General features: G+C 60.2%; 16 protein-coding genes. 11 read left to right on the top strand and 5 right to left on the bottom strand.

The annotated features are described in order from the left end of the window. Positions 1-20 precede the first annotated feature (20 nt). The 6 genes from BWR59_RS04095 (at position 21) to BWR59_RS04070 (ending at position 4,780) form a co-directional block, all read left to right on the top strand. The gene (locus BWR59_RS04095; RefSeq protein WP_003217650.1) at positions 21-266 is read left to right on the top strand and encodes a ferredoxin family protein; all 246 of its coding nucleotides are present in this window, start codon (positions 21-23) and stop codon (positions 264-266) included. A gap of 142 nt (positions 267-408) precedes the next feature. Next, on the top strand, positions 409-1,818 hold the full coding sequence (locus tag BWR59_RS04090; protein ID WP_081564350.1) for an ABC transporter substrate-binding protein: 1,410 nt from the start codon (positions 409-411) through the stop codon (positions 1,816-1,818). Positions 1,819-1,840: 22 nt separating this feature from the next. Beyond that, positions 1,841-2,623, top strand: a complete 783-nt coding sequence (locus tag BWR59_RS04085) for an ABC transporter permease (protein ID WP_081564349.1) — start codon at positions 1,841-1,843, stop codon at positions 2,621-2,623. Further along, positions 2,623-3,471 (top strand): ABC transporter ATP-binding protein, encoded by an 849-nt coding sequence (locus BWR59_RS04080; protein ID WP_081564348.1) that lies wholly within the window; start codon positions 2,623-2,625, stop codon positions 3,469-3,471. The genes BWR59_RS04085 and BWR59_RS04080 overlap by 1 nt, the downstream gene beginning before the upstream one ends. Next, entirely contained in the window at positions 3,468-4,439 is a 972-nt protein-coding gene (locus BWR59_RS04075) for a HEAT repeat domain-containing protein (protein ID WP_081564347.1), read from the top strand. The genes BWR59_RS04080 and BWR59_RS04075 overlap by 4 nt, the downstream gene beginning before the upstream one ends. After that, entirely contained in the window at positions 4,436-4,780 is a 345-nt protein-coding gene (locus BWR59_RS04070) for a gamma-butyrobetaine hydroxylase-like domain-containing protein (RefSeq protein WP_081564346.1), read from the top strand. The genes BWR59_RS04075 and BWR59_RS04070 overlap by 4 nt, the downstream gene beginning before the upstream one ends. Before the next feature lie 98 nt (positions 4,781-4,878). On the opposite strand, the gene pcsA is transcribed toward BWR59_RS04070, so the two are convergent. Beyond that, entirely contained in the window at positions 4,879-5,598 is a 720-nt protein-coding gene (pcsA, locus tag BWR59_RS04065; protein WP_081564345.1) for a phosphatidylcholine synthase, read from the bottom strand. A 297-nt stretch (positions 5,599-5,895) separates the two neighbouring features. On the opposite strand from pcsA, the gene BWR59_RS04060 reads away from it, so the two are divergent. Further along, positions 5,896-6,225 carry a hypothetical protein gene (locus tag BWR59_RS04060; RefSeq protein WP_081564344.1) on the top strand — a complete coding sequence of 110 codons (330 nt, stop codon included), beginning with the start codon at positions 5,896-5,898 and terminating at the stop codon, positions 6,223-6,225. 33 nt (positions 6,226-6,258) lie between these two features. On the opposite strand, the gene BWR59_RS04055 is transcribed toward BWR59_RS04060, so the two are convergent. Next, a complete protein-coding gene (locus tag BWR59_RS04055) occupies positions 6,259-6,828 on the bottom strand; it encodes a GNAT family N-acetyltransferase (RefSeq protein ID WP_081564343.1) in 570 nt (189 codons plus the stop codon). Positions 6,829-7,052: 224 nt separating this feature from the next. Here BWR59_RS04055 and BWR59_RS04050 point away from each other — a divergent pair, with 224 nt between their 5' ends. From BWR59_RS04050 to BWR59_RS04040, 3 genes are all read left to right on the top strand, one after another. After that, on the top strand, positions 7,053-7,436 hold the full coding sequence (locus BWR59_RS04050; protein WP_081564342.1) for a hypothetical protein: 384 nt from the start codon (positions 7,053-7,055) through the stop codon (positions 7,434-7,436). Positions 7,437-7,654: 218 nt separating this feature from the next. Continuing rightward, positions 7,655-8,866: a M24 family metallopeptidase gene (locus BWR59_RS04045; RefSeq protein ID WP_081564341.1), complete on the top strand. Its 1,212-nt coding sequence runs from the start codon at positions 7,655-7,657 to the stop codon at positions 8,864-8,866. 126 nt (positions 8,867-8,992) lie between these two features. Then, positions 8,993-10,333: an MFS transporter gene (locus BWR59_RS04040; protein WP_081564340.1), complete on the top strand. Its 1,341-nt coding sequence runs from the start codon at positions 8,993-8,995 to the stop codon at positions 10,331-10,333. Between the two features lie 303 nt (positions 10,334-10,636). Here BWR59_RS04040 and BWR59_RS04035 read toward each other — a convergent pair whose 3' ends face one another. The 3 genes from BWR59_RS04035 to BWR59_RS04025 all read right to left on the bottom strand — a co-directional run bounded on the left by BWR59_RS04035 (position 10,637) and on the right by BWR59_RS04025 (position 14,112). Then, positions 10,637-11,653, bottom strand: a complete 1,017-nt coding sequence (locus tag BWR59_RS04035) for a GlxA family transcriptional regulator (protein ID WP_178111210.1) — start codon at positions 11,651-11,653, stop codon at positions 10,637-10,639. A gap of 232 nt (positions 11,654-11,885) precedes the next feature. Beyond that, the gene (gabP, locus tag BWR59_RS04030; protein WP_081564339.1) at positions 11,886-13,262 is read right to left on the bottom strand and encodes a GABA permease; all 1,377 of its coding nucleotides are present in this window, start codon (positions 13,260-13,262) and stop codon (positions 11,886-11,888) included. Positions 13,263-13,329: 67 nt separating this feature from the next. Further along, positions 13,330-14,112, bottom strand: coding sequence for a creatininase (locus BWR59_RS04025; protein WP_081564338.1), 783 nt, complete (start codon positions 14,110-14,112; stop codon positions 13,330-13,332). 327 nt (positions 14,113-14,439) lie between these two features. Between BWR59_RS04025 and BWR59_RS04020 the strand changes: the two genes are divergently transcribed. Continuing rightward, on the top strand, positions 14,440-15,567 hold the full coding sequence (locus BWR59_RS04020) for an extracellular solute-binding protein (protein ID WP_081564337.1): 1,128 nt from the start codon (positions 14,440-14,442) through the stop codon (positions 15,565-15,567). Positions 15,568-15,583 lie beyond the last annotated feature (16 nt).

Here is a 15,583-nt window from a genome sequence, read left to right as displayed (position 1 = left end):
CGCGCCAAGGACACCGTGAAATGGCTTACCAGCCCCAGGAAATCTTCTTCCGCTCCAACGCCCCGGTCACCGTGGACGAGGACAAGTGCATCGCCGAGAAAGGCTGCACCGTGTGCGTCGACGTCTGCCCCATGGACCTGCTGGCGATCAATCCCGCGACCCAGAAAGCCTATATGGCGTTCGACGAATGCTGGTATTGCATGCCCTGCGAAAAGGACTGCCCGACCGGTGCGGTCAAGGTCGAGATTCCGTACCTGCTGCGCTGAAACTCGATTCGTTGCGCAATCTGTGACCACCCAAAAGCCATCCGTGAACAGCGGACGCCGATTCGCCTGAAACCCCTCGTTTCCCACCACGCCAGATCGTGGCGGAGACGACTTCCTGCAAATGATTCGAGGGGATACATCCATGTTATTGCGTGCCACTCTGGCCGGCTTCGTGCTGGCTTCATTGACCCTGTCGGTACAGGCGCAAACCATCCGCATCGCCATCGGTACCCAGGACACCACCATTAACTGCGCCGCTGGCGGCCTGCTCATTCGTGAGCTGGGCTTGCTGGACAAATACCTGCCTCACGACGGCAAGTACAAGGATGCGCAATACCGGATCGAGTGGAAGAACTTCACCAGTGGCGCGCCGCTGACCAATGAAATGGTTGCGGGCAAGCTCGACTTCGGCGCCATGGCCGACTTCCCCGGCGCCTTCAATGGCGTAGCCTTCGAGACTGCGGGCAAGCGCAGTCTGTTCATCAGCGTGCTGTCGGGCAATATCAAGGGCAGCGGCAATGGCATCGTGGTGCCGACCGCCTCCAGCGCGCAATCGCTGGCCGACCTCAAGGGCAAGACCATTTCCGTACCGTTCGCTTCTACGGCACACGGGATGTTGTTGCGTGCAGTCGCGGCGCAGGGCTGGGACCCGCTCAAAGACGTCAACATCATCGCCCAGGCCCCGGAAGTCGCAGGCTCTGCCTTGCAGGCCGACAAGATCGACGCCCATGCCGACTTCGTGCCCTTTGGCGAGCTGTTTCCGAACCGAGGGTTCGCTCGCAAGATCTACGATGGCTCGCAATCCAATAGCCCGACGTTCCACGGCGCACTGGTCGACGAAAGCTACGCGAAGAAATACCCGGAAGTGGTTGTTGCCTACTTGCGCGCAGGCATCGAAGCCAATCAACTGCTGGCCGCAGAGCCCGAGAAATACAGCGAGCTGATCGAAAAAGTCACCGGTATCGAGGCCGAGGTCAATTACCTGTTCCATGGTCCGCTGGGTCTGCAGACCCGTGATCAGACCTGGAAGCCGGAATATCGCCAGGCCGTGGGCACCGCCATCGACACCCTCAAACTGCTGAAAAAGGCCGATCGCGGCCTTGATCTGAACACCTTCATCGACGATCAGTACATCCGCGCCGCTTACAAGGCATCGGGCCTGGACTACTCCGCGCAACTGGCGAATTACGCCCAGACACCGCTCAAAGCCAACGACGCGCTGACCGGCAAGCCCATCACCGACTTTGCCCGTGTGGCAGAAATCTGGGTCAAGGGTGAGCCGAAAGTCCGTCATTACGCCTCACCAGAGTCAGCGTTCACGGCGCTGGAAGCGCTGAACAAGGAAGGCAAGGCCGTGCGCGCGGTCTACGCCCAGGCTGAGGACAGCGGCATCAAGCTGTTGGCGAATCAGGCCTGGTTTGCCAGCGATGCCAAAGGACGGTTGAGCGCGTTCCTGCTCAAGGGGCAGGCGCAGCAATTCGCCGAGACTCAGGGCGGCAAGGTGCTGGACTTCAACGACGCCAGCGCTCAAGCCGCTGTGGCCAGCCGCTAAACCCAAGACGGAGAGCACGATAATGCCCAATCCTGCACTGCGCTGGTTGCCAAGAGCGGCGTCCTTGCTGTTGTGTTTGCTGTTCTGGCAATTGGCGGCGAGCAATCACTGGAATCTCTGGCTGGTGACATTCAGCAATGTGCCGACGCCCTACGCGGTGATACAGGCCGCCGTAGGGCTGGTGGACTCCGGAAGATTGATGCAGCACTTGAGCGCCAGCCTGAGCCGCGTGTTTGCGGGTTATGCGGCGGCGTTGCTGGTCGGTGTGGGGCTGGGCGTGGTCATCGGTCGTTCGCGCTGGGCCGAGGACCTGCTGTTGCCACCGCTGGAAGTATTGCGACCGATACCGGCAGTGGCGTGGATTCCACTGGCGATCCTGATGTTCCCGTCGTCGGAGCTGTCCATGGTGTTCATCACCTTCACCGGTGCGTTGTTTCCGATTCTGCTCAACACCGTGCATGGCGTGGAAGGCGTCGACCCAAGGCTGATCGCGTCGGCTAAAAGCCTGGGAGCAGGGCGCCACGCCATCCTGCTGGAGGTGATTTTGCCGGGGGCGGCGCCGAGCATCATCACTGGCCTTGCGATCGGCATGGGCACTTCGTGGTTTTGTCTGGTGACCGCGGAAATGATCTCCGGGCAGTTCGGCATCGGTTATTACACCTGGGAGTCGTACACCATCCAGAACTACGCCGATATCGTCGTCGGCATGCTGCTGATCGGCCTGTTGGGCATGGGCAGCAGCCTGCTGATCAAGCGCCTGGGCCACCTGTTCACGCCTTGGCATCGACCACGAGGGAAAGCCTGATGAATGCCGCTACCCACCCGGCCGGCCGCGTCGACATACGCGGCCTGTCGATCATCCTCGGCGAGAAGCACACCGCGTTCGAGGCCGTACAAAAGATCGACTGCCAGATAGAACCGGGCCAGTTCGTCTGCATCCTGGGCCCGTCCGGCTGCGGCAAGTCGACCTTGCTCGGCGCACTGGCCGGGCACTTGCAACCGGCGCAGGGCAGCCTTGATGTCGACGGTGTGCCGGTTCATGGGCCGTCGCCGCAACGGGGCATGGTGTTTCAGCAACACACGTTGTTCCCCTGGCGCACGGTTAGGGAGAACGTCGCCTTCGGTTTGAAAATGAACGGCACCGGCAAGGCCGAACGACTGGCCGCCGCCGATGACATGCTCGCGCTGGTAGGGCTGGAGGCGTTTGCCGGTCACTGGCCGAATCAGCTGTCAGGCGGCATGCAGCAGCGGGTGGAGATTGCCCGCGTGCTGATAAATCGTCCCCGTTTGTTGCTGATGGACGAACCCTTTGGCGCGCTGGATGCGCTGACTCGCATGAAAATGCAGGCGCTGTTGCTGGACATCTGGACCAGGATTCGCACCACCGTGGTGTTCGTCACCCATGACATCGACGAAGCACTGTTTCTCGCCGACCGGATTCTGGTGATGAGTTCGCGGCCGGGTCGCTTCATCGAAGACCTGCGCCTGGACTTCCCCCGCCCGCGAAGCACCGAACTGGTGACAAGCCCGGCGTTCTCCCGCCTGAAACGCCATTGCCTTGAACTGCTGCATCACGAGGATGGCCGGCAGCTGCCGCGCCTCAATCCCCTCGGGCTTCCCAACGACCACGACAGACTGCGACTGGCCCTATGACCGACCTCAATAGCTACTTTGAAACCATCGACCATCCCGACATCCGGGCGCTTGGGCCTCGACTGCAAAATGACGACGCCGGGGTGCGTCGCATCGCCCTGATCGAACTGGCCGACCTTGAAGAGCCCGAGGGGCTGGACTGGTTGATCGATCGTCTGGCCGCTGACCCGGCAGAGGACGTGCGCGCCCAGGCTGCGGTTTTGCTTGAGGCCTGGGAAGAGCCTGAAGTGGTGCAGGCGTTGTGCGAAGCGCTGACCGACCCTCAGGCCTCGGTGCGTGACGCTGCGGCGCAAAGCCTGAGTGTGCTCAAGACAAGTGAGGCGGGCAGGGTGATTTTGCCGTGGACCGCTCATGCCCTGACCAGCGTACGCATCGCCGCATTCCGGGCCTTGCGTGAGTTGCGTCTGGAAGAGGCAGCGCCAGCCGCGCTGTTGGCGTTGACCGACGAAGACGCCAGCGTACGGCGCGAAGCCGTGGGCGTACTGGGTTGGTTGAAGCAAACCCAGGCCCTGGAGACCCTGGCGGCCCTGGCCAGTCATGACCCCGACACCGACGTGCGCCGCGCCGCGACCGGCGCCCTTGGCCTGGGGAACGGCGCTGAAGTCTTGCCCGCCTTGCGCACAGCACTGCGGGATGAGGCCTGGCAAGTGCGCGAAGAGGCGGCCACGACGTTGGGCAAGGTCGGGCATCAGGATGCAGGTGCCGCCTTGATCGAGGCGCTGGAGGACCAATACTGGCAAGTGCGTTTGCGCGCCACCCGCAGCCTCGGTCGCCTGCGGCATCAGCCCGCGCTCGGGTCGCTGGTCGGAACCTTGACCCACAGCATCAGCAACCTGCGCAAGGAAGCAGCCTTGGCGCTGGGTGAATTGGGCGACGGCCGCGCCCGACCTGCGTTGCTGCAACTGGAGCACGACGGTGATCCGGAAGTGCGCAAGGCCGTGCGCATCGCGTTGGGGCAACTGCCATGATTGCGGCACCGCGTTCTATCGGAAACTCCCGAGACCGACAATTGCTGCGCCTGAGCTGGCAGGACGGCAGTGAGCAGCACATCGGTCATGTTCAGCTCAGGCAACTTTGCCCGTGCTCCCAGTGCCGCGCGTTTCGGCTGCGGGGCATGAAGCCCGTGGTCGCCGACTCGATTCGCTTGCTGGAGGTTCACGCTCAGGGTTACGGGCTGCAGCTGGTGTTCAGCGACGGGCATCAACGAGGGATCTATCCGTGGGCGTATTTGACGCAGCTTGGGGCAGAGCGGACCGGCAACAGTCCAGATACGCCGAGACAGGTTCGCTGCCACAGTCGATCCACGTGATCCAGAGATCCAGAGAATCCTGCCGAGAAGGTATCAGGCATAAAAAAAGCAGCCGTTCGATGGGCTGCTTTTTTGTTTTCAAGGAGATCAGGCGCGAATCAGAACCGCGCCTTGTCGATCCATTCAAGCGACGTGCGCCAGATACAGATGCCCAAAAAGTAGGCCGACATCGCCAGCCACAGGCTCAGCACCCACGAGCCGTTGTAAGGATGATTGATCACCAGCAGGAAACTGCATAGAAACCACACGCTGGTCACAGCGATGTTGATCGGCATGAAGCGGCGCACGCGGAACGGGTGCAGGAACTTCATCCGGGTCACGGTCAGCAGCGCCAGGCAAATAACGGTGATGAAGGTCAGCCACGGCGCGGGAGACAGAATGTAAACACACAACGCCACCACGTTCCAGGCGGCGGGGAAGCCCTGAAAATAGTTGTCCTTGCTCTTCATCTCGGTGTTGCAGAAGCAGAACAGCGACGACACCAGAATGATCGAGGTGGTCAGCAGCAGGGTGTATTCAGGCAACGGGATGTAGCGGTAGATGAACAGTGCGGGGATAAACACGTACGTCAGGTAGTCGATCACCAGATCCAGCACGGAGCCGTCGAAATGCGGCAGCACCGACTGCACGTTGACCTTGCGCGCGAGCGAACCGTCCACGCCATCCACGATCAAGGCAATGCCCAACCACAACAGACACGCCTTGGGTTGATTGTCGAACAGGGCGATGGTCGCCAGGAACGCGAGGACGACGCCGGTGGCGGTGAAGCCATGGGCGCCCCATGCTTTCAGCCAGGCGATACGTTGAATTGGAATCATGGACGGTCCTTCTGGAAATAAAGCTGACCAGATCGGCGAATCGGAGCGGTTACCGACAGACCTGGGCAGAGGTGCAACTATCGACCGGTTATCGGCCAATAAGGTTCACCAGCAACTCCTACACGGTAGCAGCCGGCGCGGCCTTTCGTTACTCAATTGTCACTTCGCCCGCCACGTTTTCATGCTTGGCACATGTCATTGGTCGGCTGCGGCGCAAAAGAGGCATTTTGCTGGCCCCTATCCTCATTATTGATCGGCAGAATCGTCGCTCTATCAATCGGTTAGGCAAGGATCTGCATGCAAACTATCAGGATTGTTATGGTGTTCTGTGCCTTGGCAGGCGCTTCATCCGGCACGTTTGCGCGGGATCTGAACAAAAATGAACGGGACATATGCACCTGGGGCGCCGGGGTTGCGGCCACGGCGCAACAGTACAAACTCTCGGGGCTGACACTTTACGGCGCGCGCAACAAGATGCAGGCGCGGCACTTCCCCCAGCAGTGGATGCGCATGAGCGCCCTGGGGATTACCGAACAGACTTACGACAGCCCGTCGCGATTGCGCCCCGAGGGCGTCAAACAGGTCTATTACGAAGGATGCACCCGCCACGAGCTGGCGCGCCGCTGAAGCCCGCCGGGCTGAACCTCGGGAAATCAGCGCTCAGGAAAGCCGCTGCATCAGATAGGCCTCGCCAGTGACTCGAATCAGCGGGTGCGGGGTGATCTGGCAGGTTTTCACCACGCTGAAACCGTGGCGCTCGTAGAAACGCCGGGCGCCGGTGTTGGCGGCGTAATCGATCAGGCTCAGGCCCTTGAGTTCGAGGTCGTTGGCCCTGACTTGAGCCTGTTCAAGAAATTTCACTCCCAAGCCCTTGTTTCTCCAGCCTTCGTGCAGCGCCAGGCTGGAGATATACAGCGTGTCCGGGACTTCCATGTCAGCGTAGGGCGCCAGCACCGGGTCGGTCGGCGGCTCGGGATTCGGATCTTCGGGCATGACGTAGCTGTGCAGCATGCCGATGACTTCGCCCAGGGCTTCGGCGATCAGGCAATTCTGGTAGGAAAAATCCACACCCTCGCGGGCATAGCGAACCGCACCGACGTCCAGCAAATCCTGACCTGGCGCTGCAATCTGGCTCCAGATGTAATCCGATGCACCTTCTGAAGTGATCTGAAACAGCCGCGCGATGTCACGGGCATCCGAACGCTGCGCTGGGCGAAACTCAACGGTCATTACAAGGCTCCACAAGGCATTGGGCGCCTTTATAACGTGGATTCCAATGGCCTGGCAGCGCAGCGGATGCCCGCGTCGCAATCCGGCCAGCCGCCGTCGCTATTGGCCAGAGCCACCTTGCGCCGGGTACTGACGGACAATCACAGGTCGACTTCAGACACATCCCCATGCCTCGCCCGGGCAACAATCGGTCTTCATCTGCCGGCGCCCCAAGGAGAGAGCACATGCCGCAATCGACGCAATCACCCTCCGGGACCAACGCCCGACCACCGTCCGAGGTATTGCGAATCGGCTTCTGGTTGACCGAGGCGTTCGATTTCTATGCCCTGGCCAGCGCCCTGGAGCCACTGCGCCTTGCCAATGAAAGTGCCGGGCGCACGGTGTGTGAGTGGCAGATTCTCAGCGCTGAAGGGCGGCCGTTGCGCGCCAGTAACGGGATCACCATGGCGAGCCTGGCGATGGCCCAGGCGCAACCGTTCGATGTGCTGCTGCTGCTCAGTTGCGCGAGTCCACAGGGCATGCGCGGGCTGATTCGTGAACTGCTGGCGCGCAGTCGCAAACAGGGTGTCGTGTCTGAACGACAGGTTTGCTCACCGCACATTCACTGACTTCCCACAGGTTTTTTCTCGATGCTCCTGCCAAGCGGCTGATACAGCGCTTGCCAGGGGCATTTTGCGTTGCGCAGCACCCGGTTTTCAGCGCAGCGGGTCTGGCCAATTACAGGTCGGATTCACACAAAAAACCGCGAGAAGCTTCTGTTCGAATGATCTCCAGCGGCCCGAACAACTGGTGCCCTCTGTTGCTCAATCACTGAAGGATAGAAGACATGCAAATGCCGAAAACCATCCAGATCAAGAACGGCGAAAAAGTGAAGCCGACGTTCTCGGTACAGGAATATACCCGCCGCCAGACCACGCTGCGCAGCTATCTGGCGCAGAACAACATCGATGCCGCCGTCTTCACCTCCTATCACAACATCAACTATTACAGCGACTTCCTCTATTGCTCGTTCGGTCGCCCCTACGCGCTGGTGGTGACTCAGGACAGCGTGGTCTCGATCAGCGCCAATATCGACGGTGGCCAGCCATGGAGGCGTACGGTCGGTACGGAAAACATCGTCTACACCGACTGGCAGCGCGACAACTACTTTGTTGCGATACAGCAGGCGTTACCCAAGGCAGGCCGCATCGGCGTTGAATTCGATCATCTGAATCTGCTCAATCGCGACAAACTTTCGTCTCGCTACCCACAAGCCGAACTGGTGGACATCGGTGCTGCCTGCATGCGCATGCGCATGATCAAGTCAGCCGAGGAACATGCGGTGATCCGTCAGGGGGCCCGCATTGCCGATGTCGGTGGTGCAGCCATCGTCGAGGCGCTGCGTGATCAGGTTCCGGAATACGAAGTGGCGCTGCATGCTACCCAGGCGATGATCCGCGAAATTGCTCGCACCTTCCCGGATTCGGAGCTGATGGACACCTGGACCTGGTTCCAGTCCGGGATCAACACCGATGGCGCACACAACCCGGTGACGTCGCGCAAGGTCAACAAGGGCGACATCCTCAGCCTCAACTGCTTCCCGATGATTGCCGGTTACTACACGGCACTTGAACGCACGCTGTTCCTCGACCATTGCTCCGATGAGCATCTGCGTTTGTGGGAGGTCAACGTCAAGGTTCACGAGGCAGGGCTGAAGCTGATCAAGCCGGGCATGCGCTGCTGCGATATCGCTCAGCAGCTCAACGAGGTTTTCCTCGAGCACGACCTGCTGCAGTACCGCACCTTCGGCTACGGCCATTCGTTCGGCACCCTGAGCCACTACTACGGCCGCGAAGCCGGGCTCGAACTGCGCGAAGACATCGATACCGTACTGGAGCCAGGCATGGTGGTGTCCATCGAGCCGATGATCATGCTGCCGGAAGGTTTGCCGGGTGCCGGCGGGTACCGTGAGCACGACATCCTGATCGTCAACGAGCAGGGCGGGGAGAACATCACCAAATTTCCTTACGGCCCTGAACACAACATCATCAAGAAGTGATTTGCCACGCCGCACGTACCCCGTGCGGCGTTTTTGTTCGTTCCAAATTCCACTGCATGCGTGCTCAGACACGCAGCATTTCCTGACTTTTCACCCTGCCAAGTACAACAATAGAGGGTATCCGTCATGAGTCTTCAAAGTGCAAGTCTGCAAGCGTCCACGGACGTGCAGGGCGAGCAGGGTGCCGAACGCAAGGCCTTGCGCCGCGCGGCCAGCGCCAGCTTCATGGGCAACTTCGTCGAGTGGTTCGACTACGCCGCCTACGGCTATCTGGCGACCATCATCGCCCTGACATTCTTCCCCCAGACCGACAAGGCCACGGGGTTGCTGGCGACGTTCGCCGTGTTCGCCCTGTCGTTCATCGTTCGCCCGCTGGGAGGGCTGGTGTGGGGGCATTTCGGCGACAAGTACGGACGGCGCAGCGCCTTGTCCTGGTCGATCCTGATTATGACGGTATCGACCTTCTGCATCGGCATGCTGCCAACCTACAACCACATCGGTCTCTGGGCCCCGGCATTGCTGTTGTTGATCCGGCTGTTTCAGGGGTTCTCGGCTTCAGGGGAATATGCCGGCGCAGCCGCTTTTCTCGCCGAATACGCGCCGTCGGGCAAACGAGGGCTCTATACCAGTATCGTGCCCGCGAGTACCGCCGCTGGTTTGCTGTTCGGCGCATTGTTTGTCGCCGGGCTGCACGCCTGGCTCAGCGTCGAGGATCTGCACAGTTGGGGCTGGCGTCTGCCGTTTCTGCTGGCAGCGCCTTTTGGACTGGTCGGTCGTTATATCCGCATGAGCCTTCAGGACACGCCCAAGTTTCTGGAAATGGAAAAGCGTCTGGAGGAAAAGGAGGGTGGCAACCAGGCGCCCGTCCGTGAACTGTTGACCGTGCACCGCCGCAGCGTGCTGATTGGCGTTGGCGTTACGTGCCTGAATGCCGTGGCCTTCTATCTGCTGCTCAGCTACATGCCGACTTACCTTTCCAGCGAAATGGGCATGAGCGAGAGCGATTCGTTTCTGGCATCGACTGTGTCGCTGGCAACATACATCGGACTGATTTTCCTGATGGGCACGCTGTCGGACCGTTTCGGGCGCAAGACCATGTTGTTGACTGCGTCCGTGCTGTTTCTGCTGCTGACATTTCCGCTGTTCGGCATGCTTGATCACCAGCCGCTGCTGATGATTCTGGTCATCCAGATCCTGTTTGGCGCAATGCTGGCAATGAACGACGGAACATTGCCGTGCTTCCTGGCCGAGATCTTTCCCACCCGCGTACGCTTCAGCGGCTTCGCCTTCAGCTTCAACCTGGCCAATGCCCTGTTCGGCGGCACCGCGCCCTTCATCGCGACCTGGTTGATTCAGCTCACGGGCAACAAGATGGCGCCGGCCTGGTACCTGCTGGCCGCAGCCGCCGTGGCACTGATCGCAATGCTGATGAGCCGGGAGACGGCGCATAAGGCACTGCAAGACTGAAAGGGCTTGATCTTGATCGTCCCCACGCTCCGGATCATTAGTGCTCAGATCGTTCCCACGCAGAGCGTGGGGACGATCATCACGGGCCTGGCTGCGGTCGGACGAGGCGTTGGGTCAGACGGCTCATCTTCAACTGACCCACTGCTTCGCTGCCGTTGTGACCTCCGGCGTCTCCCACAGGAATCGCGCAAGACCGGGGGTTATCAAGTAACCCGCCGAAGGCGGAACAGGTATGGCGTTAGCCAGAGCCCTTCCAGCCGCGCCGCTATTACCAGCAGACAACCCGTTTTGAAACAAAAAAAATCAATGTAACGATGCCACCTGCTTACGTTCTCCCATCGGCGAAAGCCCGAAAAAGCGGCTGTAGCACTTGGAGAAATGCGCCGGTGAAACAAACCCGCACGCCAGCGCGATATCCCGCACCTGAGACTCACTGCGCAATAGCAATTGTCGCGCCCGTGCCAGACGCAGTTCCAGATAGTACTGGCTCGGTGTGCGCTGCAAATGCTTGTGAAACAGCCGCTCCAGCTGCCGTACCGACACCTCGTTCAGGCTGGCCAGCTCCTCCAGCGTCACCGGTTCTTCGAGGTTGGCTTCCATGATCGAAACGATCTGGCTGAGTTTGGGCTGAGAAGTCCCCAGCTTCTGGCGCAACGGCACCCGCTGCCGCTCCTGAGCCCCTCGCACCCGATCACACAGCAACAACTCCGCCGCGTGAGCGGCAATATCGCGACCTCCCGGTTCACGGGCGATCAACTGCAACGTCATGTCCATCGATGCCACGCCGCCCGAGCAGGTGTAGCGGTCACGGTCCAGTTCGAACAACTGATTGGAAATGATGATCCCCGGAAACCGCTCCTTCAAAGCTTCGATGTCTTCCCAGTGAATGGTGCAGCGATAGCCCTTGAGCAGATCGGCGCGGGCCAGCAGGTGGCTGCCGGTGCAAATACCGCCCAGCGGCACCTGATCGTGGGCCAGTTTGCGCAGCCAGTTGAGCAAGGGGCGGGTGCTGTGATTGGACACGATCGGGTTGGACCCGACCACGAACAGCATGTCCAGCTTCGGGGCATCCGCAATGGAATGATCCGGCAGCACGCGCATGCCGTTGCTGGCGGTCACCGGTTCCATGTCGGCTGCGATGATCAGCGTTCGGAACAGGGTTCGGCGGGCTGCCAGATTGGCCATGCGCAAGGTTTCTACCGCAGAGGCGAAACCAATGGTGGTGAAGTTGGGGATGACCAGAAAGCCGATGGTCTTCGCTGGCTGTTGTTCTTTGACCGAGATACCCGCAGTGGGGGTCGGCGCACTCAGTTTCGCCATCAATACCGCTCCTCAACTGCAAAAGAGGCGCATGCAGCGCCATTTGCCGACATCGGCAACATCAAGTGGTTTAGGGGTACCAGGCTTGATCTTACACCCGCAGCTGGGGTGACAGGTTTCGCCTTCGGGCATGAAAAAGCCGGCCTGCTCCGTGGTGAGAAGCGGCCGGAAAGAGGTGAAACGGTTGCAGTGCGGATGCTGCCTTGCATTGTTCTGATCGATTAACCCGGGTCTAGGCGGTTTCGGTTCTGGTTACGGCGTGCTTTCTGCCGGAGAAGATCGCGCTCATACAGACGATGGACACCGCCAGCGCGCCGGTCGCGATTACTTCCATGCGGTGCTCCGGCAGGATCAGCATCACCGCCAAAATGCTCAGGATCGACAGGATCACCAGATAACTCAGGCCGGGAAACAGCCACATGCGGAATTCGATGGGTTCGCCACTGGCGTCCATTTTCTTGCGCAGAATCACCTGCGACACCGCAATGACCAGATACACCAGTAACGCCACAGCGCCGGAGCTGACCAGCAGGAAGGAGAACACCTGTTCCGGGGCGAAGTAGTTCAGCGCCGTGGTCAGAAATCCCACCGCGGTGCTGGCCAGAACTGCGACCCATGGCACGCCCGCCGAAGAGGTGTGCTGCAACAGGCGTGGGCCGTCGCCGCGGCGGCTCAGCGAGTAGACCATCCGCGAAGCGGTGTAGATGGCCGAATTCAGGCAACTGGCGACAGCGATCAACACCACGATGTCGACAATCATTTTGGCGTGGGGGATGTTCATCATTTCCAGGGCCCGTTGATAGGAGCCTACCTGCATCAGCATCGGGTCGTTCCACGGCACGATGGAGATGATCAGGAACACCGAAACGATGTAGAAAATCCCCATGCGCCAGACCACCGAGTTGGTGGCGCGGGTGATCTGCTTCGAAGGGTTTTTCGATTCAGCGGCGGCGATGGTGACGATTTCGGTGCCCATGAAGCTGAACACCGTGGTCAACATTGCGCCAATCACCGCCGTCATGCCGTTGGGCATGAACCCGCCAAACTGCTGACTCAACTGCATCACGCCGCTGACGTTGGTGTGCGGCAACATGCCTACCAGTGCCAGTGCGCCCAGCGCAATGAAGCCCAATACTGCGATGACCTTGAGCATGGCGAACCAGAATTCGAACTCACCATACCGGGCGACGCTGAACAGGTTGGTCAAGGTCAGCAGCCCGGTCACTGCCAGGGCGAACTGCCAGGTTTCAATGGCGGGGAACCAGGCATGAAGAATCGCTGCGGCGGCAATCGCCTCGATCGGTATGACCAGCACCCAGAACCACCAGTACAACCAGCCGATGGTGAAGCCGGCTGTGCGGCCCATGGCCCGCTCGGCGTAAGTGGAGAACGAGCCGGTGTCGGGGGCGGCAACCGCCATTTCGCCGAGCATGCGCATGACCAGCACCACCAGCGTGCCGGAGAGGATGTAAGCCAGAATCGCGGCAGGGCCTGCGGAGGCGATGGCGTGGCCGGAGCCGATGAACAGACCGGCGCCGATGGCGCCGGCAATCGACAGCATGGTGACGTGGCGCTGTTTGAGACCTGGGGAAAGACTGCTGCTGGACATGATGTGTACCCTTTTTATTCTTGGGACCGCGTTATAGGGCTAGCGGAGATCGGTGTCTTGGCGCTGGTTACTGCTTGAGTTCGAAGGCTTCCCGCACGGCGGCGCTGATCCCGGCAACGCACACGTCCAGAATGAGTTGGCCTTTTTCGCGGCTGGAGCCTTTGGGCGAGGACAGTGTTCCGCAGGCGGGTGTACATTCGGGGATGATCGGGAACACGTCGTAAGGCGGGAAAGTAGCGGGGGGATGGTCCACTGCACGGCTCAGATCGACTTTGTCGGGGTGCAGGGCGAGCATCAGGGATGTCTCGAAGACGCCGCCATGTTCGATGTCCCAACCGAGAAATCCATCCGGGTAGAGCTTTTCGATGACCGCCGGGTCATTGACGAAGTCCCAGTAAGAAAGCACCACCACTTTGAAATCGTTAACGCCGCCATATCGCAGTTCGCGCAGCGCCAGATCGATGCCCTCGACGATGAACATCGAGTTCTCGTAATGTCCGTTCATCATCACCAGCCTGCGCGCGCCATGGCGGGCCAGTTCACGAATGATGTCCTGCACGGTGTGAGTCAGCGTTGCGCCGTCCAGGCTGGTGGTGCCGGGGAAGTGGTTGCCGCCACCGGATTTCTGCTGCGACTTGTAGCCGTAGGCCAAGGCAGGCAGCACCAGCCCATCGACGTTCTGTGCCACCGCCTTGCAGATGGCGCTCGGCAGCAGTACATCGACCTCCATGCACATGTGATGGCCGTGCTGTTCCAGTGCTCCGACGGGCAGGAATATCGGGCAACCGGTCATGACCCTGCGCGCATAGTCAGGCCAGGTAAGTTCTCCAATCACGACGCTGTCGTTCACGGGTGCATCCTCCGTTTTTGCTGGCTGTCTCAGGATTGCCCGCCTGGCGAAATCCCTGAACCGAATGCAGTGATTCGATCAGATCCAACCGACGCCCAGTTGTCTGTTTCCGACCTGTAATTGACAAAATCACCCTTTGCCTGCGGCCGCTCTAATTCGCGCGTGTCAGATGGGATCCACAGGGCGGTTCCGGCCAATTACAGGTCGGATTTGCACAAAAAAACCTGATAGCGATCTGCTGCAATTCCCGTCGACAAAGGAGGAACACATTCAGCGCTGCAAGGAATGACGGGCACAGGCATCTTTCGATCAGTCGGGGACACATCAATGAGCAAGCGCATCGAGCTTTCACGCCGCACATTTCTCAAGGGCAGCGGCGTACTGGCGGGCACAGCTGCCTTGTCGGGGCTGCTGCCGCTGCGCAGCTTTGCCGCAGCGGAAAAGGAGTTGGTGATCCTGGCCTGGGCTGGTCACGCCGAGCCTGACATCGTCGCCGATTTCGAGCGCCAGTACGCGGTCAAGGTCCGCGCCAAGTACTACACCGGTGGCGACAACATGCTGGGGCTGATATCCCAGTCACCGCCCGGCACCTTCGACCTGATCCTCTCCGACGCCGAATACGTACAGCAGCTCAATGCCGCCGAATACATCGAACAACTGGACCCCGCCGATTATCCCTTCGACGACTTCTACCCCGAATTCCAGCATTTTCCCGGCCACTGGCAGGGCGACAAGCTGTACTCGGTGCTGATCCGGTTCGGCTTCCTGGGCATCGCCTTCAACACCCAGCTGATTCCTGAGTCCAGAGTGCGCAGTTACAACCTGTTCTGGGATGAAAGCCTCAAGGGCAAGGTCGGGCACTTCGACTGGCACCTGCCAAACTTGGGGCAGTTGAGCTTGCTCAATGGCAATTCCCGTCCCTACGACATCAACGCCGCCCAGTGGCAGACGCTGCAGGACAAGACCATGAGCCTGCGCGGGCAGATCGGCGGTTTCTTCGATTATGGCGGCACGTTCTCATCGTTGAAAAATGGCCAGATCCACACCATGTGCGGCATCGGCGACTGGATCACCGGGGTTCTGCAGCGGGCAGGGGCGCCAGTCAAAACCGTGATTCCGGAGGAGGGCGGGCTGCAATGGACCGAATCCTACTGCATTGCGAAAAAGGCCCACAGCCCGGACCTGGCAAAGAAATTCATTCAGTACATCACTTCACCGGAAGGCCAGGTGAAGTCGGCAAAAATGGCCGCGTATCCGGCGCTGATCCCCAACAAGCGCGGCTGGGACCTGCTGAACAAGAACGATCCTGCGGAGGCCAGGCGCCAGGGCATGGTCATAGCTCAACGCAATGTCATGGATGACATCCGCGACGGGCGCATCAAGTACCGCGAGTTACCGATCCAGCAAAACCTGGAGGACTGGAACGACTTCTGGTCGCAGTACAAGGGCGCGTGAGCCGGCGTGGGGAGGG

It is taken from the genome of Pseudomonas sp. Bc-h (assembly GCF_002080045.1).
In the GTDB taxonomy this organism is placed as follows: Bacteria; Pseudomonadota; Gammaproteobacteria; order Pseudomonadales; family Pseudomonadaceae; genus Aquipseudomonas.
The sequence above is the reverse complement of the archived record's forward strand: the minus strand, read 5'-3'. Positions and strand labels throughout refer to the sequence as shown.